The following is a 20,674-nucleotide window of genomic DNA, read 5'->3' as shown; positions in this document are numbered from 1 at the left end:
AACCTTAATGGTTCCTCTTGATTAACAATTATATAATTCTTTTCAACAATGAAAAATCAATCACAAACATTATTTCAAAAAGATTTGGTCAATGAGGCTATCAAACAGTCTTTCGTAAAACTGAATCCAAAAATTATGTTTAAAAATCCAGTGATGTTTCTGGTAGAAGTCGGAACCGTCGTTATGCTCATCGTAAGCTTATTCAGCTTAACGGGTGATAAAACACAGGGAAGCTTCTTATATAATTTTTTAGTATTTATCATTTTATTCTTCACCGTATTGTTTGCCAACTTTGCTGAAGCCATTGCTGAGGCAAGAGGAAAAGCCCAGGCTGATACCCTTCGAAAAACACGTGAAGAAACTCCTGCTAAACTAATTGTTGACAACAAGCCCGGATTTCAGGTAGAGACTACATTAAAAATGTCTGCTGAAATGAAATTAGGAGATATCTTCCTTTGTGAAGCGGGTGATCAGATTCCTATGGATGGTGAAATCATCGAAGGGCTTGCAACAATTGATGAGTCAGCCATTACTGGGGAAAGTGCCCCGGTCATTCGTGAAGCAGGTGGTGATAAAAGCTCTGTAACCGGAGGTACCAAAGTACTTTCAGACCGTATCAAAGTGAAAGTAACCACAAAACCCGGTGAATCTTTTCTTGATAAAATGATTGCCCTTGTTGAGGGTGCATCCAGACAAAAAACACCTAATGAAATCGCATTAACCATACTTTTAGCAGGGTTCACCCTTACTTTTATAATCGTTACCCTTACTTTAAAACCCTTTGCAGACTATGCGCAAACCCCAATTACTATTGCGGCATTTATATCCCTTTTCGTTTGTTTGATCCCGACAACAATTGGAGGTTTGCTTTCTGCAATCGGTATTGCCGGGATGGACCGAGCTTTAAGAGCGAATGTGATTACCAAAAGTGGTAAAGCTGTAGAAACAGCCGGAGATATTGATGTTCTACTTCTGGATAAAACAGGTACCATCACCATTGGGAACCGTAAAGCAACCCAATTTCACCCTGCCAATAACATACAACTTGATGATTTTATTAAAGCGGCAGCTTTAAGTTCTGTAGCGGATGAAACACCGGAAGGGAAATCAATTATTGAGCTGAGTGAACTACAGCCTCAGGACCTGATTGTCTCCAGCCCTACTTATATCGATTTTACGGCAGAGACAAGGACGTCAGGGATTGATTTCGAAGATACACGTATCCGAAAAGGAGCTTACGATACGATTAAAAAATTAACTGAAAAAGCAGGAAATATCTTTCCTCAGGAAACTCAGGATGCAACCACTAAAATTTCTGAAAACGGAGGAACTCCGTTGGTGGTGTCGGTTAACGAGAAAGTATGGGGAGTAATTGAACTACAGGATATCATTAAAACAGGAATCCAGGAACGTTTTCAGCGTTTAAGAAAAATGGGTGTAAAAACCGTAATGGTAACCGGAGATAATCCTTTAACGGCCAAGTTTATTGCAGAAAAGGCAGGTGTTGATGATTTTATCGCTGAAGCTAAACCTGAGGATAAAATGAACTACATCAAAAAAGAACAGCAGTCCGGAAAACTGGTTGCGATGATGGGAGATGGAACGAATGATGCACCGGCTTTAGCTCAGGCAGATGTAGGTGTTGCCATGAACAGTGGGACACAAGCAGCAAAAGAAGCCGGAAACATGGTAGATCTTGATAATGACCCTACGAAGCTGATTGAAATTGTAGAGATCGGAAAACAATTATTGATGACCCGTGGAACCCTTACCACTTTCAGCATTGCGAACGATGTGGCTAAGTATTTTGCTATTATCCCGGCTTTGTTTATCACTTTTATTCCAGCTCTTCAGAAGTTGAATATCATGAATCTTCATAGCCCTGAATCTGCGATATTATCTGCGATCATTTTCAATGCGGTTATCATTCCTGCACTAATTCCACTGGCACTGAAAGGTGTGGCTTATAAACCTATTGGCGCAAGTGCTTTGCTCAGAAGAAATCTTTTGATCTATGGTTTAGGAGGTGTAATCGTTCCATTCATCGGAATAAAACTTATTGATCTGTTTATCAGTTTATTCTTTTAAAATTTAAAACAATGAAAATTTATTTTATTTCAGCATTAAAATTAACATTCGTCATGCTGGTTTGTACGGGCTTTTATTTACTTTTTGTATTGATAGGTTCAAAATTACTTCCTACACAGGGAAATGCAGAAACCATTACTTATCGGGACCAGAAGTTCTACGCTAATATCGGACAGGAGTTCAAGTCGCCAAAATATTTTCACAGCCGTCCATCCGCAGCTAATTATAATGCCGCGGGGAGTGCCGGAAGCAATAAAGGCCCAAGTAATAAGGAGTATCTGGAAACAGTTCAAAAGAGAATCGATACTATAAAAATGCAGAATCCTGAAATGAAAGATACAGAAGTACCTGTAGAGCTTGTTACCGCCAGTGGAAGCGGGTTGGATCCTGATATTTCAGAAGCAGGAGCTCTTTACCAGGTAAAAAGAGTGGCAAAAGAAAGAAATCTTTCTGAGGCCAGAATTGAAAGTCTTGTTAAAACAAATACTGAAAAACCCCTATTGGGACTTTTTGGACCTTCAAAAGTCAACGTACTGAAGCTCAACATTGCTTTAGATAAATTACAATAGAAGCAGATCTCCTTTACATTAAAATTAGTAATCAAAAAAGAACCTCAGCTTATAATGAATTCTGTAATCTAAAATTCTAACTAAACGGATATCAAAGTTTCCCATTACGAAAAGATTTCGTTTCTATATCATAAAAATATTCCTACCGTTTACAGAATTCATTTTTTTAACCCCCTTTTATAGTGGAAAGCCTTTTCCACCATTACTGCAACACATTATTATCAATATTTATAATGAAATCAAAAACTTTTCATGCAGCATGTTTCTTAGGACTTACTGCTTTGAGCCAAATCAACGGCCAGGAAATAAAAAAAGATTCCCTTCTTGGCAAACCCAAAGATTCATTAATCACAAAAACGGAATCCAGAATTCCTTTTGATGGATATGACCTGACGTGGATTAATGGTCAGAATCGTCAAACCGATTTTCCTTTAACCCTAAAAGACAAAGATGGAGAAACTATACTTACAGGTGTAACCTATGTGGACGCTTATTACAATTATGATTTTAACCGCCCAAAAGATAACACACACACTATTTCCTCAGCTATAGGACGCTCTAATGAAGTGACCATTAATATGGCTAGTATTGGTTTAGAGACCAATTATAAGAATGTAATCGGCCGTTTATGGTTACAGTACGGACAAATGGGCTCCATCATTCAGGATCTTGATGGAACTGTAAATCACGGTAAAAATACGAGCGTAGGTAATTTAAAATATATCCGTGAAGCAGCAGCAGGTTATCACTTTAATGTAATGCACGGCTTGAATGTGGAAGCCGGAATTTTCATGAGCTATATCGGCTTGGAAAGTTATGTGCTGGGAGAAAACTGGAACTACCAGAGAAGTTTGGTGTGCGATTTTACCCCTTTCTACTTTCAGGGAGCAAGAATTCAGGCTTATCCTTCAAAAAAATTCAAAACTGAGATCTGGGTTCTCAATGGATGGCAAACTTACAATTCCTGGAATACGGGGCTTGGTTTAGGGGTTTCCAATTATTATCGTCCTACAGAGAATCTACAGCTGGTAGCTAATTTTTATCTTAACGGAAAAGATACAAGAAACAACCCTGGAGTTCGCCGTTTTCACCACGACCACAGTATTGTAGCCAGATACTATAAAAATAAAGAAAGCAAAGGCTTATCACAGGCAGCATTCAGTATCAATAACCATTACGGGTTTCAAAGTGGAGGCGGTATAAAGGCCAGGGACAATTATATGATTGGTACTTCTGTTGCTAACAGACTCTGGTTTCACCATAATAAAATTGCTTTAACTTTAAGAGCGGATGCGGTTTCGAATCCGGGAGCTTATTTAGCATTTTCACCTTCTCCTGTTGCTCAGAATGATTTCAACGATGCAATTGCATCAGGAGAAAAACTTAAAATGTTTCAGGGAACAGCAACAGTAGATATCATGCCTAATCAGTTTGTGACCTTCAGATTAGAATATGGCTTCAGAAAAAGCAATATCCCCTATTTTGCCGGAAGAGAAGGAACAACCAGTCCGGATGGATGGATAGATACTCCTATAGAATCATGGAGACCGGATCTGAGAAAGTCTGACAGCAGATTTACACTCGCTGTAATGTTCAGATTGTAATAATATCATTTAACTATTAAAACCACATGAAAAAATATATTGTTGTTGGAATACTATTAGGATTTTTTTTTCCGAAAGCACAATCTTCAGATTCAATGAAACTGAGTCCTAAAGTAAAATTTTCTGCTTATGCAGAACTGTTTTACACTTATGATTTCAATGAACCCAGTAATCATCTTCGCCAAAATTTCTTGTATTCCTACAACAGACATAACGAAGTAAATCTTAACTTAGGTTTGGTAAAAGCTTCTTACGAAAGTGATCATCTCCGTGCCAATTTTGCCTTGATGGCGGGAACTTATGCACAAGATAATATGGCAGCAGAACAGAACGCCTTACGTTATGTAAATGAAGCAAATATTGGAATTAAAATTTCAAAAAATAAAAATTTATGGATCGATGCGGGGATAATGCCTTCTCATATCGGATGGGAAAGCGCAATAGGAAAAGACAACATCAATCTGACCAGAAGTCTGGCCGCTGAAAACTCCCCTTATTTTGAAACCGGTGCCAAAATTTCTTACACTTCAGATAGTGGAAAATGGTTTTTAAGCGGATTGATATTGAACGGATGGCAGAGGATAGCGAAGCCGGAGGGAAATCAAACCATTTCTTTCGGACATCAGCTAACCTTCAAACCTAATGATAAAATAACACTAAACAGCAGTTCATTTATAGGAAATGATAAGCCAAAAGACGATAAAAGAATGCGTTACTTCCATGACCTACATGGGATTTTCCAGGTGACAGAACAGTTTTCTACCGTAATAGGTTTTGATATCGGTGCGGAACAGAAATCAAAAGGAAGTGATCAATATAATATCTGGTATACTCCTAATGTCCTCGTGAAATATCAGCTTGACTATAAATGGACCTTAGGTGGAAGATTAGAATATTATAATGATAAAAACGGGGTCATTATCAATACAAAAACACCAAACGGATTTCAAACCTTTGGGTATTCTGTGAATGTTGATTATGCCATTTTAAAAAACGTCGTCTTCCGTACAGAAGCCAGAGGCTTTACCTCTAGGGATGCGATCTTTGTAAAGAATAGTGAGATGCAACAAGGTAATTTTTTCATTACAGCAAGCCTTGCAGCCTGGTTTTAATAATATCATTTAATCACATAAAAAGTGTTTAAAATCAAATTAAAAAGAATAAAATCAATGTCTTCAGCAAAACAATTTTTAGAACTGATTCAAAAATCCAAAAAGGGAAAATTCAAGATCTATATTGGAATGAGTGCAGGCGTGGGAAAAACCTTCCGAATGCTTCAGGAAGCTCATGCCCTGTTACGAAATGGTATTGATGTAAAGATTGGTTATATTGAGACCCACGGTCGAGAAGAAACCGTGGCATTGGTTGATGGCATTCCTGAAATAGCAAGAAGATCTGTCTTCTACAAGGGTAAAAATCTTGAAGAAATGGATCTTCAGGCTATTATTAATGAGCATCCGGAAGTGGTTCTTGTCGATGAGCTGGCTCATACAAATGTTGAAGGTTCAAAAAATAAGAAAAGATGGCAAGACGTCCTTGAAATTCTTGATAATGGGATCAATGTCATCAGCGCAATGAACATCCAGCATATTGAGAGCCTGAACGAAGAGGTAAAAAAGATTACCGGTGTGGAGGTTACTGAGCGTGTTCCGGATAAAGTTCTAGCCCTTGCTGATGAAGTTGTGAATATAGACCTAACGGCTGATGAGCTTCTCACGCGGTTGAAAGAAGGAAAGATCTATAAAAAAGATAAAATTCAGACAGCACTGAACAATTTCTTTCAAAGCGGACATATTCTTCAGCTCCGGGAACTTTCCTTAAAAGAAGTTGCTACCCACGTTGAACGAAAGGTAGAAACGGAAATTAAAACTGAAAACTTTAAGCCTATAAAATTCCTCGCCTGCATAAGCAGTAATGAGAAAATTGCCAAAAATATTATCCGGAAAACAGCACGTCTGGCAAGTTATTACAACAGTCCGTGGACAGTGTTATATGTACAGAAACCTTCGGAAAATCCGGAAAAAATAGCCCTAAATAAGCAACGATATTTAATTAATAATTTTAATTTAGCACAGGAAATGGGGGCTAAAGTAATCAGGATAAAGGAAAACAGCGTTCATAAAGGGATTCTGGATTATGTGATCCAGCATAATATTACAACGGTTTGCATTGGAAAACCACATTCTCATTTCTGGCAAAGAATTTCGGGATATAGCTGGATTTATACCTTAATGAACCGATTGAACGAACGACAGATAGACATTATCATTTTATCTTAAGAGTAATGAAACTTAAAACTAAACTCACATTAGGCGTTGGTCTTTTATTTTTACTGATCGTTTTACTGTCAGTGATCGGTTCTGTGTACATCAATAAACTAAAATCAGACACCGAGAAAATCCTTACAGCCAATTACAACAGCCTTGAGTATTCTAAAAATATGCTGATTGCCCTGGACAGAATGAGCACAGACAGCGTTGTTTCCGTCAGAGATTTTGAAAAAAATAATGCACTACAGGAACATAACCTTTCAGAAATCGGCGAAAAAGAAATCACTCAGAATCTGAAGATCCACTTCAGCAGTTATCTGAAGCAACCTGATTATAAAAAAGAAAAGCTTATCCGTGAAGATTTAGTAAAGATCATGTCTCTGAACATGAAAGGAATTGAGCGTAAAAGTGACATTGCAATTGTTACTGCTGAACGCGCCACATTCTGGATCGTAAGTTTAGGAACCGTATGTTTTCTTATCGCTTTTATCCTCTTATTTAATTTGCCACAGACTATTGCTGAGCCTATCAACCAACTGACCTTCAGCATCAAGCAGATCGCCAATAAAAATTATAATGAAAGGGTTCATTTTAAAGGAAGCGAAGAATTCAATGATCTGGCCAACTCTTTCAATATCATGGCAGAGAAATTACAGGAATACGAAAGCAGCACCCTTTCCACACAGCTGATGGATAAAAAGCGGATCGAAACATTGGTTAACAATATGCATGATGCTGTCATCGGCCTTGATGAAAATCATTACATCTACATGATCAATGATGAAGCTTTAAAAATCACCAACCTTCGTAAGGAAGAAATTATTGGCAAAACAGCTCATGAAGTTGCTGTAAACAATGATCTGATCAGGGAGCTGCTTAAAAATATGGACCATCCTGTAAAAGATCCGATCAAAATTGTCTCTGATAATAAGGAGAACTATTTCGAACAGGAAATTGTTCCCATTAATATTGCCAAAACAGGCGAAAAGGAAAAAAGATATATCGGAAAGGTAATCCTTCTCCGGAATATCACCCCTTTCAAAGAGCTGGATTTTGCAAAAACCAATTTTATAGCAACGATTTCCCATGAATTAAAAACCCCGATTGCGGCTATAAAAATGGGGGTTCAGCTTTTAGGGAATCAGAAATTCGGAGAACTTAATGACCAACAACAGGAATTATTGAAAAGCATAAACGATGACGGGCAAAGACTCCTGGATATTACAGGTGAGCTTTTAAATTTGTCGCAGGTGGAAACCGGAAATATTCGTCTGAATATCAAAAGCTGCTCACCGAAAGAAATTGTTACTACCGCTATTAAAAATGTTGAAAAACTAGCGGAACAAAAGAATATTTCTATCAGCACCGACTTTCTCACAAGTGAAGAAGATCTTGTTTCCGCAGATTTTGATAAAACCGTTTGGGTGATGAATAACTTCCTGAGTAACGCCATTAAACATTCTTTTCAGGATGAAAACATACGGATACTGGTAGAGAAGTCTGAAGCAATGATTTTGTTTAGCATCACAGACACAGGAAGCGGAATTGATGAAAAATACCACCGCCAGATTTTCGACCGCTACTTTCAGGTACCGGGAGAACATCAGAACGGAACCGGCCTAGGACTGGCCATTTCGAAAAACTTTATCGAAAAACAACATGGTGAAATTGGAGTAAAAAGTGCACCCAACCAAGGAAGTACATTCTATTTTGGATTGCCGGTGGCTTAAGATAAGATTTCATAATTTTGAACCTGAAAAATTTTCAAATGAGAAACCTCTATATCTTAATTGTATCCCTATTATTGTCTCAGATATCTTATGCTCAAAATACTGATACAGATTTCTACAACAGTGATTTCAAATGGAAGATTCAAATTCCAAAAAACTTTGAAAAAGTAAATAATGATGAATGGGCAAAGTTGCAAGGAAGAGGACAGGAAGTGCTTGAAAAAACAACGGGTCAGCCAGTTATCAATCAATCTAAAACTATTTTTGTTTTTAAATCTGATAATTTTAATTATCTGGAAGCTAATTATCAGCCTTTTGATCCAAAAGTTGATGGTAATTATGATGAATCAAACAAAGCAGTTAATGAAGTTTTGTACAAAGCATTCAAAGAGAATATGCCAAAAGCAAAATTTGATACCATCAGTACAAAGGAAAAAATTAATAATTTAGTTTTCAACAAGTATACAATTAAAATGACCCTTCCCAACAATATGATACTGGAGTTTCAAATGTACAGCAGATTGTTTGATAAAAAGGAATTTTCAGTTAATTTAATGTTTTTGGATCCAAAAAAGGGAGAGCAAATGATTAATGCATGGAAAGCATCACAGTTCGGAAAGTAATTTCTACTTTTAGATTATTATAGTCCAATGAATGCAATTCCAGAAAACCTAGATGAATTCATTTTTTATGTATAGGCTTATTAAAAAATAAATCAGAAAATTTAAATATTCCTGAAATTGAGAAAGTATTAATTTATGGAACTGACTAATAATCTTATCTATGCTTCTCAACTGCCTGAGCCTTCTCTTAAAGACTTTGTAGAAAGCTTCTGGATGCTGGATAATCCGTCAGAAACAAAAGAAACTATTCTTTTGCCTGATGGAAGGATAGACATTATATTGTCACAGTCCTCCACAATGCCTTTTCATATTGTTCTTTTAGGCATTGGAACACATCCTGAGGAAATTGTAATTGCTGAAAAATCCAAAACCTTTGCAATTAGTTTTAATTTACTGGCGACCGAATATATACTTCACGAAACTGTTTCTGATATTTTAGATTATGCTAAAAACCTGCCTGAGAATTTCTGGGGTTTCACTGTGGATGATATGAACGATTTTAATCAGTTCTGTAAAAAAGCAACAGAGAAAATAGCATCTGAACTTTCTCTGCGGAAAATTGATGAACGGAAACGGAAGCTGTTTGACCTTATCTACTCTGCCAACGGAGATATTTCTGTGAAAGAACTTTCTGAAAAGGTGATATGGAGTGAACGGCAGATCAACCGTTATTTTAATCAGCAATACGGTATTTCCTTAAAGTCTTATTGTGGAATTCTCAGATTCAGAGCCTCTTTTACACATATTAAAGAAGGAAAACTTTTTCCCGAACAAAACTTTAGTGACCAGTCTCATTTTATAAAAGAGATTAAAAGGCTTTCCGGGTTTCTCCCAAAAGAACTCAGCCAAAATAAAAACGACCGATTTATACAATTTTCTGTTCTTCCCGGGAAGTAATTTTGCGTCATAATTTAATAGATTATGATAGTACAAAATAAAAAAGTAGCCATTATTGGTGGAGGTCCCGGCGGGCTTACTTTGGCAAATCTCCTGCAGATCAACAAAGCTGAAGTTCAAGTTTATGAGCGTGATGAGCATAAAGATGTCCGTGTACAAGGAGCAACTTTGGATCTGCATGAAGAATCAGGACTGGAAGCTTTAAAAAGAGCCGGGTTAATGGATGCTTTTATCGCTCACTACCGTCCAGATGCGGGAAAATTAAAAATTTTAGACAAAGACCTTACAGTTTATCTCAATGAACATGACTCAGTGAATTCACATATTGAAGACCGTCCTGAAATCGATAGGGCTCCATTAAGAAAAATTCTGTTGGAAGCACTTACTCCGGGAACCGTGGTTTGGGATAGTCAGTTTTTATCTATGAAAAAACAAGGTGATGGCTGGAGGCTTTATTTTAAAAACGGGAAATCGTATGATGCAGACATCGTTATTGCCGCTGACGGAGCCAACTCCAGAATACGACCTTATATTACAGATATTCAGCCTGTTTATTCAGGAATAACTATGGTTGAGGGAAATATTTACCACGCAGCTATTAATGCTCCAAAACTCTGGAAACTTGTAGAAGGGGGTAAAATTTTTGCATTGGATGAAGAAAAAACATTATTGTTCAGCACCAAAGGAGATGGTACGCTCACTTTTTATACAGGATGTAAAGTCGATGAAAATTGGGTCAGAGAATCCGGAATCGATTTTAGTAACCGAGAGCAGATCTTCGAATGGTTCAGAAAAGAATTTGGAACATGGAATGAGACCTGGCAGAAATTGTTTATGAGTGAGGATTCATCATTTGTTGTACGCCCTCAGTACCACTACCCGCTTGATCAAAAATGGGAAACACTTCCTAACCTGACCATGTTGGGGGATGCTGCCCACAGAATGCCACCTTATGCCGGAGAGGGAGTAAATATGGCGATGCAGGATGCATATGAGCTTGCAGAATGCCTCACTAGCAACAAGTATGACACCGTTCAGGATGCTTTATCTCATTATGAAAAGCAAATGCTAAAAAGGGCTTCAGAAATTACCCGGGTTACTTTGGATAATACTATCCTGATGCATGCACCTAAAGCTATAGAAAAACTAATGAAGATGTTTAATGGTGATTAAAACAGCTCTGTGAAGGCCATAACAGAGAAATCATAGATTGTGTTTTTATACTCATATTTATTTTTTGGAATTATATCCTAAACATTTATATTTGCGAAAAAGTGAAGTAATGAGATTTTGTTCTTCACCCTTATAACACACAACAAAAATGAGAAAAACGATTTCCAATTTTTTAAATCTCCATAACGGAGAAGAAAATCCTGCTATTGTTCTTGAAAATGTGACAAGTAATGTATCCTTCAGGGGGGCCAATTTATGGATTCTGGCTTGTGCTATACTTATTGCGTCGGTAGGATTAAATGTAAACTCAACGGCTGTAATTATAGGAGCCATGTTGATTTCCCCACTTATGGGACCTATTGTAGGAGCAGGTTTTGCTTTGGCTACGTTCAATTTCAGTCTTTTAAAGAAATCCATGAAAAATCTGCTGATCGCCACTGTGGTCAGCTTAACAGTTTCAAGCTTATATTTTTATTTAAGTCCGTTCAAAGATATTCAGTCTGAACTGCTGGCTAGGACTTCGCCTAATATTTATGATGTCCTGATTGCTTTTTTCGGTGGAATTGTGGGAGCGATATCCATCACAAGAATTGAAAAAGGAAACCCCATTCCGGGAGTGGCCATCGCAACAGCGTTAATGCCTCCATTGTGTACTGCAGGATTCGGTATTGCAACTGCAAACTGGTCTTTTGTGGCAGGGGCATTTTACCTGTATACCATCAACTGTTTCTTTATTTGTATTTCTACCTTCCTGATTATAAAATCTCTCAAATATCAAGCTGTTGAAACCACCAATAAAGCCTTTGAAAAAAGAATACGTTATGGCATTTCGATCCTGATCATTATTATGATTGTTCCGAGTTGTTATTTGGCTTATAACCTTTTAAACCAAAAAAAATACAACCAGAATGTAGAGAACTTCATCAATGAAGAATTTTCAAAAAAAGGATACACTGTAATCTATAAAAAAGTGGATTATAATGCCAATCCCAAATCTATTGAGCTTGCTTTTTTATCTACAAAATTCGACAGTACGGAAATAAAGAAATTTAATACTTCATTACAGGATTTTGGGATAAAAAACACCAATCTCGTTATTAAACAAAACACCAGCGATCTTAAAAAAGAGATCTTAAGCGAAATCAATCTTCAAAAAACCAATATTACAGAAAAGGATCTTCAGGTTAATGAATTAAAGAATGAACTGAACCTCTATAAAATGGATAATCCTGAATTGGTAAAAGAAGTAAAGATCCTCTTCCCGGAGGTTCAGGAGATGGCTATCGGAAAACTCCAAAATTATTTTACTACGGATTCAACAAGTCTGGAAACTGCTTTTATCTATCAGTCGGAAACCAAGATAGATGAAGAAAAATTAAAAACATGGTTAGTTAACCGGCTTAAGACCAGTAATATTATTGTATTCAACACCCGGAAAGATCCTGTAAAGAAAAAGAATTGAGACACACCGGCATTATCCGGTAGGAATAAAAGCAGATGAAATTTCATCTGCTTTTATTTTTCTCTGTAATTTGTGTAAATTCGGATTTGAATATTAACTGATGTCTGATGAAAATCCAAAGAAATAAATATCTTCTTCTCAATTACATATTTGTAACCTGCTTGCTCATTTTATTCCTGAATGATCATTTTTTTAAATATGAATTCTCAAATTTCCTTACAGGTAAGCTTTCGGACGTTGTTGGAATTATCATCCTGCCTTTGCTCCTGTCTTATATTTTTCCGAGACTTACAATTCATTCCGTATGGATTGGTGCTTTACTCTTTTTGTTCTGGAAATCCGTTTATTCCGAAGAGGCGATCAATTGGTATAATCAATATGCATTGATTCCTGTAACAAGAGTTGTTGATTATTCTGATCTGCTGGCTTTGCTGTTCTTGCCCATCCCATATTTCATCATTCAAAGAGCAGACAACTTACACAGGATCAAAATATCATATCTTCATCCAACCTTTATTTTAATTCCTTCATTGTTTGTTTTGATGGCTACTTCTCCCCCGCCAAGCTTCAGCTATACCGTAAGCCGTGGTAATCTGCAATGTTCAAAATGCCATATTACAGTTAATTATTCACAGGAAGAAATTGTAGACAAACTTAAAAATAACAATATCATTTTCGACACCATCTTCCCAATGAGTGAAAGAATGTTGGAAAGATATCCCGGTTTCCGCAACAATAACATTCACTTCTATAAAATCAACAAGTTAGTGATTGACCGGGATACATTACGAGATCTTGATTTTGCCATGCGAAGTATTAACAGTCATAGAACCAAATTTTATTTTAACGGGATGCAGGTCAACGAAAATATTTCTACCCCTGAACTTATGAGGAAAGCTAGAAAATATTACCGGAAAATAGTATTCAGAGAATTGAAAACATCTTTAAAAAAGTAAAAGTAACGGATGGAAATACAATTTTTTTCAACACCACAGGATTTTCGGGAATGGCTGGAAAAGAACCACGAAACAAAAACAGAACTGTTGGTAGGATTTTATAAAATAGGGACAAAGAAACCCTCTATGACCTGGTCGGAATCTGTAGACCAGGCTTTATGCTATGGCTGGATTGATGGAGTAAGAAAAAGTGTAGACGACGAAAAATATACCATACGCTTTACTCCCAGAAAACCGACAAGCATCTGGAGTGCGATCAATATAAAAAAGGTTGAAGATCTGACTCAAGCAGGATTAATGAAAACAGCGGGTCTCAAAGCATTTGCATTGAGAAAACAGGAAAAAACAGCAATATATTCCCATGAAAATGCTCTGGCCGAATTAAGTCCTGCCTTTGAAAAACAATTCAAATCGAATAAAAAAGCCTGGGATTTTTTTAGTAATCAAGCACCATCATATAAGAAAGTCATGCTGCACTGGATCATGTCTGCCAAACAGGAGAAAACCATGATATCCAGATTGGAGAAAACAATCCGTGAAAGTGAACAACAAAAACGAGTTTTATAATTATGGAAAAAAACTTCACATTAACAGGTGGTGCAAGGATTGGTCTTGCCAATGCCACTTATCCATTTGCTGACCTGTATGTTGATGCAGATATACTAAAGATTAATGCTTCCCTGGTAGGCAATCTTGTTTTCCAACCTCAGGATATTATCTCTATAAAGCCGTACACTTCAATTCCTCTGATCGGACAGGGAATCAAAATCGATCATCGCGTTGAGAAGTACAATTCAAATGTTATTTTCTGGACCTTTAGAGATCCTGCAGGAATAATCAATGAAATAGAAAAAACCGGATTTTTAGCAGCTAAAGAAAATACTGCACCTCCAAAGAATTATACAATTATTGAACAGCAAATGCAGGGTGGATTTCCTTTAAAACCTTTAGTCCCTATATTGCTGATTATTGCGTGGAATGCACTTTTCCTGTATGATTTTCTTCCTCATTCCGGAAATAAAAATACCTTACAAACATTTCCCGGGCCGGGAGTATGCTCTGCTCTGGGACTGGTCTTTATCACAGCATTACTCTCATTAATATCAAACGGCTTCAGAAGATTGATCTTAAAAAAAGGAAGGAGTTTTGAAGATATTAAGAAATTTTCCATTTTTATTTTAGGTATTACAGGTTTTATGCTGATCGTTTTTCTGGCTATAGGAACCGTGAACTAATATACAGTATCTGAGAACCTATGAAACCAACCATTTTTGATAACGAACAATACCGGATCTACATTCCTTTCCGAAAATCCATAGACTTCGAAAGCAAGCTCTGCGAAGCTAATATTGAATACTGGACTGATTCTGAAATGCAAACTGCTTCCGGTGATATCAGATTTTACTTCAATAAAAAAGATGCTGCCAGAATTGAAAAAATATTGAAGGAAAATAAGATTCAGTCAGCTGATGATTTTAAAGTTCCTTCTGATTATCCGGCATATCAAAAGCTTTATTTTAGGGCTATTGTTCTTGCTATAGCACTTTTTGTGATTGGATTTATTATTTTAAAAGTTTATCAAATTTTATTTAAAGACCGCTGATCAAATATTTAACAATGAGAAATAAACTGATCTTTATATCAGTAAAAGGCGAAAAAAAATATAAAGAAACAGTGCAACCCTACTTGGATAAAAGAAATGGAAAAGGCTGGGAAAACAGAATGGAGAAAGAAGTGGAAAATATAAAGAAAACTCCATTAAAATAAATGAGAACTAAGAAAAAATCAAAACTCCGGATTATTATCCGGAGTTTTGATTTTTTATCCTATCCAATTACCCAAACTGACCACCTCGGCCTGAATAGGAAATACTTTAGCAGTAAGTACCTGATGAACTTCAGAATCCCTGTCTGCACAACAATCTTCAATCACCGTCAATTCATAATCCTTATCTGCAGCTTCCCGTAAAGTAGATAATACTACTCCCGAAGTACTGATGCCAGTCAGTATAAGATGTCGGATCTCCTTTCCTCTTAATACAACCTCCAGATCACTTCCTGTAAATGCACTGAACCGTTTTTTTGTTACGATCACTTCATCTTTTTCAGGTTGGACTTTCTGGTGAATCTCCTGCCATTGTGCTGCAAATTCCGGAGTCCACATTTCTTTGTTTCCAAATCTGGAAAAAGTTTTGTTATGTTCACTGATCTCAGGAGCTCCGGGTCTGAAAGCAACCACGACGTAAATAACCGGGATCCCGTTTGACCTCGCATGAGAAATGGCTTTGGAAATATTGCTGACTAATGGCTTCGGATCGTCAATATTCTGTAAAATAGAATTTTGCATATCCATTACCAGCAAAGCGCTTTTGTTTGTTTCTTGCATTTTTTTTAATATTAAATTGTTTCACGAGTGAATTCCTCTTTTTCCGGAGAGGATACTTTATTTTTTTCAGGAATTGTAAATAACCTGTAGAAACATATTGCTATCAGGATTGCGAGTATTCCTTGAATCAGGAGTGTATTACTACTTCCTATATGCTCTGAAGCATATCCTGTGACTAAACTTCCCAACGGAAGCATTCCAAAAATAGCCGTTAATAAAATACTGATCGCCCTCCCTTTCATATGAGGTGCCGCTTCGGACTGCACGATAATATTACAGCTGGTCAGTTGCATCACACTTCCAAATCCTGTAAAGACCACAAACAGCATTGCCCAGTAAAAATTTGTTGACTGCGAAAACAGAATGAGCCCCAAACCAAGGGCTGCTGTACTCAGAACAAGATAGAACCTGAGCTTATCATTTCTTTTGAGTGAGGCCAGTAAAATGGTTCCTGAAACAGCTCCTAAACCTATAAATCCTGAAATATATCCAAAAGTGGATGCACTTCCTTTAAAAGTAATTTTAGCAACCTCAGGAATTAAAGTATCGTAAGGTAAAACCAGTAAACCCATCAGGGAAAGCATAAGAATTACCAAGCCGATTCTGGACTCATTTTTAAGATAAACCCACCCCTCTTTGAATTCTAAGAGTACTTTTTTATGCGTTGTTTTCTTTTCATATGTCGGCAACTTCATCATCGAAAAACAGACAATTACAATCATAAAACCAATTGCATTAAGTACAAAACAAAAACCGACATTCCAATGCTCTAATACAAAACCCGCAACTGCAGGACCTAATACCTTACTGATACTTGATGTTGCAGAGCTGAGAGAAAGTGCACTTGGAACATCACTTTCCTCCATCACTACCTGGCTGATCATTGTTTGCCTTGCCGGAACATCAAAAGCATTGATTATTCCCAACACCACACTTAAAGCCAGAATTTGCCAGACAACAATATGATGGGTTAAAAATAAGACCGCCAGTAATGAGGTTTGCAATACTGCCGCAATCTGTGTCCATCGTATGATCGTACTCCTGTTGAACCGGTCTGCCGCAACCCCTCCGGCAAAAGAAAAAAGGAATGAAGGAAATTGCTCAGCAAACACTGTAACCCCCAACATAAACGAAGAATGGGTAAGCGAATAGATGAGCCATACAATAGCTGTTCGCTGCATCCATGTTCCAAACTGGGATATGGAACGTCCTGCAAAATAATATTTGAAATTGCCACTTTTAAAAGCCCTGAATGTGCTTACACTGCTGATATTCATTATGTATAATATCTTGTTTTAATTACTAATACAACTCCAATCTAACTATTTGACAAAAATCATCAAAACGTCAAATTTTGAATAAAAAAAATCATCCTTTTATCTTCTCAACAATCATTTGGGCAAACATTTCTGCACCATCTTCCCATTGATCCTTATAATTCTCACTAACTGATTCACGTCGGATCCCACGAATGCTGCTCAGTAAAACAAACAAGAGAACATCTAGAGCTGTGGAATCAGGTTCATTAATTTCACCTGCTGTTACAGCATCGCGAATTACTTTTTTTAACAAAGCAGTCTCAGAACGCATCATCCTCTGATGAATTTCCCATATAATGTCAGAATATTTAGAGCGTTCCTCGCTATCCATACGTGCTTCAATAGCTGTTATAAAGTTTCTGGTCTTTTTAAAACCCTTTACTTTAGCAAAACAAAAAGCCCGGATGCGCGATTCTAAAGTTTCTTCTTTATAAATCATCTTTTCCAGCTCATCCTTCACTTCATCTACTAAGGAAATCATAACTGCCTCAAAAAGCTCATCCCTGTTTTTGAAATAATAATAAAGAGCACTTCTGGTCTTTCCCACAGCTTTAGCTACATCATCCATCGTCACCTTTTTAATGCCATACCTTTGATACAGATCCTGTGCGGTCTGTAAAATCTGGCTTTTTAAAATTTCTTCCTGGGAAAGTGGTTGACTCATCTGGTTAATTTTCTGTATAGAAATATTTGACAAATTTACAAATTTTGTCGAAATGAAAAATCTTTTTATCTATTTTTTACTCTTTTTGATTAAAAAAACCTCTAAAAAAGTTTTATGAAGTGAAAAAGCAAGATCGGAATAGTATTTAGACTTTCCTTTTAAGGCATTTTTATACCTTTGTGAAAAATTATGATTCCTATCCATGATCTTTTATTTTTCGCTCTGGCAGCGCTTATTCTGGTCATAAGTCCCGGGCCTAACATGATCTATTTGATTTCAAGATCCATTACACAGGGAAAAAAAGCGGGACTGATTTCTCTTGCCGGTGTGGTCTGTGGCTTTTTATTTCATATTGTCATGGTTTCTTTTGGACTTACCGCTGTATTATTTGCTGTTCCATACGCTTATATTATTTTAAAAACATTGGGAACAGTATATCTTTTATACCTTGCTTATCAGGCTATCAAACCCAACAGTAAGAACATTTTTGAAGTGGATAAAGACATGACCATAGACAGTCCCCGAAAACTCTTTACCGTTGGTTTTTTAACGAATGTTCTTAATCCAAAGGTCGCTGTTTTTTACCTTTCCTTTTTCCCACAGTTTATAAAGCCTCAATATGGCTCTATTTTTACACAAAGCATTGAACTTGGGATGATACAGGCCTTCACAAGTTTCACCATCAATTTCATCATTGTTCTGACCGCAGCAAAAGTAGCTTCCTTTTTTGCTAAAAATCCTCTCTGGGTGCGAATACAAAAATGGTTTATGGCCAGTGTACTGGTTTTTCTCGCCGTGAAAATGGCACTTTCAAAAGCTAAATAGATTCAGAATTCTAATAAAAAAATTAACCGTAATAATGGCAGCCTTAACAATAGTTTAAGGCTTTTTCTTATTTAAAAAAAATAGCGAAAAAGGGTAATTGAAACTGAATGGTGATTATTCCAACTTTGTTTAGAGATAAAACTAACCAAAACAAAGAGCCATGAAAAATTATTTATCAAAAACTTTAAGCCTATTCAGCGTCTTACTTTTTCTAGGCAGCTGTACTCCGCTAAAAACCGCATTGAATAAAAAATTTCCGCCTGTTTCTACCATCGACCAGCAATATACCTCGGTTGAAAAAAACCTTTCTGAGCTTACTGATTTCAGCCCCCATATAGGAGTAAATATAGATAGGGATATCATTCTGCAATATTTACCTCCTGAGATCAAAAAAGCAGCGGAAGCGATAAATGATGAGAACATCCTGGTACAAAATGTAACTCCAAAACTATCCTTTGATAAACAGGGAATATTTGTAGAAGCTGATTTTTCAGTCAGGTTTCCTAAATATAGTATAGAAGCCACCGGGAATTTCAAAGGGGTTACTGCTGTTTCTACCAAATCAGATTCTTTATACCTGAGAAGTGCTTTAACTTCTTTAAAAATTGAAAGCATTCAATTTTTGAAACATCCCAAAATATCACAAAAGGTATTGGCAAAAATGCTTTCCCCCATTCTTAAAAATTATATCGACAATGTAAACGGACAAATTTTTAAAAAGCCAACAATTATTAATATTGGCTGGGGACAATCTTATCAGCTTAGCCTAAAGGAAATGTTTAAAAATCCGGATACTGAAATTATCGCTGACTCCATAAGAATATCACGGTTTGTAAAAAAATCATCAGTAAGAATACAATCCACAGATGTTTCAATAATGGCTGAATTAACAAAAGAAAAGCCTTTAATTAATGACTTAAAAAGTATTTCTCAAAACAAACCAAGAAGTGAAGCTGAGTTATCAAAACTATTCAAATTATTCAGTGAGAAGTATGACAATTTGTGGTTAAGTGTTTTTGAGCCTATTGATGCAAAATCGTCAGTAACGGCCAATGTAAGTAAGGCAGAGATTTCATCGATTTTCAACGAGGCATTTTCCAATCCTATTAGCTTAAAACAGAATTTCATTATTCCTCAGACTTCATTCAATGAGAAGCTGGAAGTAAAAAGAGGTGATATCAACTGCCAGAAAGTAAGAACTGATTTTAAATATCCTGATTTTAACGGCCCAAGTTGTAACTGGAGCTGCTCCAGATGGGACCCGATATGTCACAGTACAAGGGCTGCATGCAGAGTACGAAGAGAGGCGCAAAGAGTCATTTGGCAGACTGCCCGTGAAACAGCTCGTATTGCTCATCAGGTTGAAAATGAAGCCAAAGTAGCAGCCTGTAACGTCTGGCGGGAAACCCTGGATTTCTTAGCTTTGGGAAGATTTAAAGGAGAAATATCCGGTAACGGAAAAGCGTTTGTTCATTTTCAATCTCTCCGTTTCAATCCGGATCTTTCAGAAATGAGCATGCAATACTATGGTAATGTCGATGCTACTCTGCAGTCCAATCTTGAGTTAAAGCCTGTGGACCTTGGACATATTTTCTTTTGCTTTTCCGATTATGATAAAAGAGTATCAAGTGATATTGACATTAGTATACCAGAGTCCGTATCAAAAATATCTATCACCTCAGCACGTGAAGGAGAAAACCTTCTTTTACATATCAAGCCCGATGATATATTATACAATGCATCTATACAACCAAGTCCTCTTCATAGTCTTCTGCTGGACCCTAAATTTCAGGTACAATGTCCTATCAGTGTTTTATTAACCTTAGGGCAAATAGGAATTGCTGCCGGAGAGTTTCTTAACATGGTTAAATTAGCTCCCGAACAAAAATTATTACTTTTGGGACGGACAAATGGAAAATACAGCATCGATAGCTTTAGAATTCCGTTCAAACCCATTGAGTTTAAAATCAATGGTGTCCAAAAAAAATCATCTGTATTCTGGAATAGTAAATCGATACAGTTCACCTATTTGGAACCAATCCTTTAAGATCAATAATTATCAACGAAAAAATGCTGAATTCAATTCAGCATTTTTTTATTGTTACATGA

The 20,674-nt window shown here is 36.7% G+C and carries 20 protein-coding genes; 17 read left to right on the top strand and 3 right to left on the bottom strand.

From position 1 onward, the window contains the following. Positions 1 to 48 precede the first annotated feature (48 nt). The 15 genes from kdpB (at position 49) to ACNFU2_RS18910 (ending at position 15,139) form a co-directional block, all read left to right on the top strand. Positions 49 to 2,088, top strand: a complete 2,040-nt coding sequence (gene kdpB / locus ACNFU2_RS18980; RefSeq protein WP_418122710.1) for a potassium-transporting ATPase subunit KdpB — start codon at positions 49 to 51, stop codon at positions 2,086 to 2,088. Between the two features lie 11 nt (positions 2,089 to 2,099). Beyond that, entirely contained in the window at positions 2,100 to 2,657 is a 558-nt protein-coding gene (gene kdpC, locus ACNFU2_RS18975; RefSeq protein WP_273650878.1) for a potassium-transporting ATPase subunit KdpC, read from the top strand. Between the two features lie 233 nt (positions 2,658 to 2,890). Beyond that, the gene (locus ACNFU2_RS18970; protein WP_418122708.1) at positions 2,891 to 4,261 is read left to right on the top strand and encodes an outer membrane beta-barrel protein; all 1,371 of its coding nucleotides are present in this window, start codon (positions 2,891 to 2,893) and stop codon (positions 4,259 to 4,261) included. Between the two features lie 26 nt (positions 4,262 to 4,287). After that, on the top strand, positions 4,288 to 5,373 hold the full coding sequence (locus ACNFU2_RS18965; RefSeq protein WP_418122706.1) for a porin: 1,086 nt from the start codon (positions 4,288 to 4,290) through the stop codon (positions 5,371 to 5,373). Between the two features lie 57 nt (positions 5,374 to 5,430). After that, positions 5,431 to 6,540 carry a sensor protein KdpD gene (locus ACNFU2_RS18960; RefSeq protein WP_172284147.1) on the top strand — a complete coding sequence of 370 codons (1,110 nt, stop codon included), beginning with the start codon at positions 5,431 to 5,433 and terminating at the stop codon, positions 6,538 to 6,540. Between the two features lie 5 nt (positions 6,541 to 6,545). After that, complete coding sequence (locus ACNFU2_RS18955; protein ID WP_411251582.1) at positions 6,546 to 8,261, top strand: ATP-binding protein; 1,716 nt, start codon at positions 6,546 to 6,548, stop codon at positions 8,259 to 8,261. 38 nt (positions 8,262 to 8,299) lie between these two features. Continuing rightward, the gene (locus tag ACNFU2_RS18950; RefSeq protein ID WP_172284143.1) at positions 8,300 to 8,884 is read left to right on the top strand and encodes a hypothetical protein; all 585 of its coding nucleotides are present in this window, start codon (positions 8,300 to 8,302) and stop codon (positions 8,882 to 8,884) included. A gap of 135 nt (positions 8,885 to 9,019) precedes the next feature. Beyond that, entirely contained in the window at positions 9,020 to 9,781 is a 762-nt protein-coding gene (locus ACNFU2_RS18945; RefSeq protein WP_172284141.1) for a helix-turn-helix domain-containing protein, read from the top strand. Between the two features lie 24 nt (positions 9,782 to 9,805). Continuing rightward, complete coding sequence (locus tag ACNFU2_RS18940; protein ID WP_418122703.1) at positions 9,806 to 10,954, top strand: FAD-dependent oxidoreductase; 1,149 nt, start codon at positions 9,806 to 9,808, stop codon at positions 10,952 to 10,954. Positions 10,955 to 11,102: 148 nt separating this feature from the next. Beyond that, positions 11,103 to 12,416, top strand: a complete 1,314-nt coding sequence (locus ACNFU2_RS18935) for a DUF389 domain-containing protein (RefSeq protein ID WP_273650870.1) — start codon at positions 11,103 to 11,105, stop codon at positions 12,414 to 12,416. Positions 12,417 to 12,523: 107 nt separating this feature from the next. Then, on the top strand, positions 12,524 to 13,372 hold the full coding sequence (locus tag ACNFU2_RS18930; protein WP_273650869.1) for a hypothetical protein: 849 nt from the start codon (positions 12,524 to 12,526) through the stop codon (positions 13,370 to 13,372). A gap of 9 nt (positions 13,373 to 13,381) precedes the next feature. Then, entirely contained in the window at positions 13,382 to 13,939 is a 558-nt protein-coding gene (locus ACNFU2_RS18925; RefSeq protein ID WP_273650868.1) for a YdeI/OmpD-associated family protein, read from the top strand. A 2-nt stretch (positions 13,940 to 13,941) separates the two neighbouring features. Continuing rightward, on the top strand, positions 13,942 to 14,607 hold the full coding sequence (locus ACNFU2_RS18920; RefSeq protein WP_273650867.1) for a hypothetical protein: 666 nt from the start codon (positions 13,942 to 13,944) through the stop codon (positions 14,605 to 14,607). 20 nt (positions 14,608 to 14,627) lie between these two features. Continuing rightward, entirely contained in the window at positions 14,628 to 14,975 is a 348-nt protein-coding gene (locus ACNFU2_RS18915; RefSeq protein ID WP_172284130.1) for a hypothetical protein, read from the top strand. 14 nt (positions 14,976 to 14,989) lie between these two features. Then, positions 14,990 to 15,139 (top strand): hypothetical protein, encoded by a 150-nt coding sequence (locus tag ACNFU2_RS18910; protein WP_172284128.1) that lies wholly within the window; start codon positions 14,990 to 14,992, stop codon positions 15,137 to 15,139. Positions 15,140 to 15,193: 54 nt separating this feature from the next. On the opposite strand, the gene ACNFU2_RS18905 is transcribed toward ACNFU2_RS18910, so the two are convergent. The 3 genes from ACNFU2_RS18905 to ACNFU2_RS18895 all read right to left on the bottom strand — a co-directional run bounded on the left by ACNFU2_RS18905 (position 15,194) and on the right by ACNFU2_RS18895 (position 17,740). After that, positions 15,194 to 15,757: a cysteine hydrolase family protein gene (locus tag ACNFU2_RS18905; protein ID WP_273650866.1), complete on the bottom strand. Its 564-nt coding sequence runs from the start codon at positions 15,755 to 15,757 to the stop codon at positions 15,194 to 15,196. Positions 15,758 to 15,768: 11 nt separating this feature from the next. Beyond that, on the bottom strand, positions 15,769 to 17,034 hold the full coding sequence (locus ACNFU2_RS18900; RefSeq protein WP_418122699.1) for an MFS transporter: 1,266 nt from the start codon (positions 17,032 to 17,034) through the stop codon (positions 15,769 to 15,771). Between the two features lie 91 nt (positions 17,035 to 17,125). Beyond that, positions 17,126 to 17,740 carry a TetR/AcrR family transcriptional regulator gene (locus ACNFU2_RS18895; protein WP_418122697.1) on the bottom strand — a complete coding sequence of 205 codons (615 nt, stop codon included), beginning with the start codon at positions 17,738 to 17,740 and terminating at the stop codon, positions 17,126 to 17,128. Between the two features lie 189 nt (positions 17,741 to 17,929). Here ACNFU2_RS18895 and ACNFU2_RS18890 point away from each other — a divergent pair, with 189 nt between their 5' ends. Then, positions 17,930 to 18,565 carry a LysE family translocator gene (locus ACNFU2_RS18890; RefSeq protein WP_273650863.1) on the top strand — a complete coding sequence of 212 codons (636 nt, stop codon included), beginning with the start codon at positions 17,930 to 17,932 and terminating at the stop codon, positions 18,563 to 18,565. Positions 18,566 to 18,725: 160 nt separating this feature from the next. Next, positions 18,726 to 20,612: a hypothetical protein gene (locus ACNFU2_RS18885; RefSeq protein WP_418122694.1), complete on the top strand. Its 1,887-nt coding sequence runs from the start codon at positions 18,726 to 18,728 to the stop codon at positions 20,610 to 20,612. Positions 20,613 to 20,674 lie beyond the last annotated feature (62 nt).

Origin of the sequence: Chryseobacterium sp. PTM-20240506, assembly GCF_048296755.1 — a bacterium.
GTDB classification, from domain to species: domain Bacteria; phylum Bacteroidota; class Bacteroidia; order Flavobacteriales; family Weeksellaceae; genus Chryseobacterium; species Chryseobacterium proteolyticum.
This window is presented reverse-complemented; position numbering and strand designations above follow the sequence as displayed.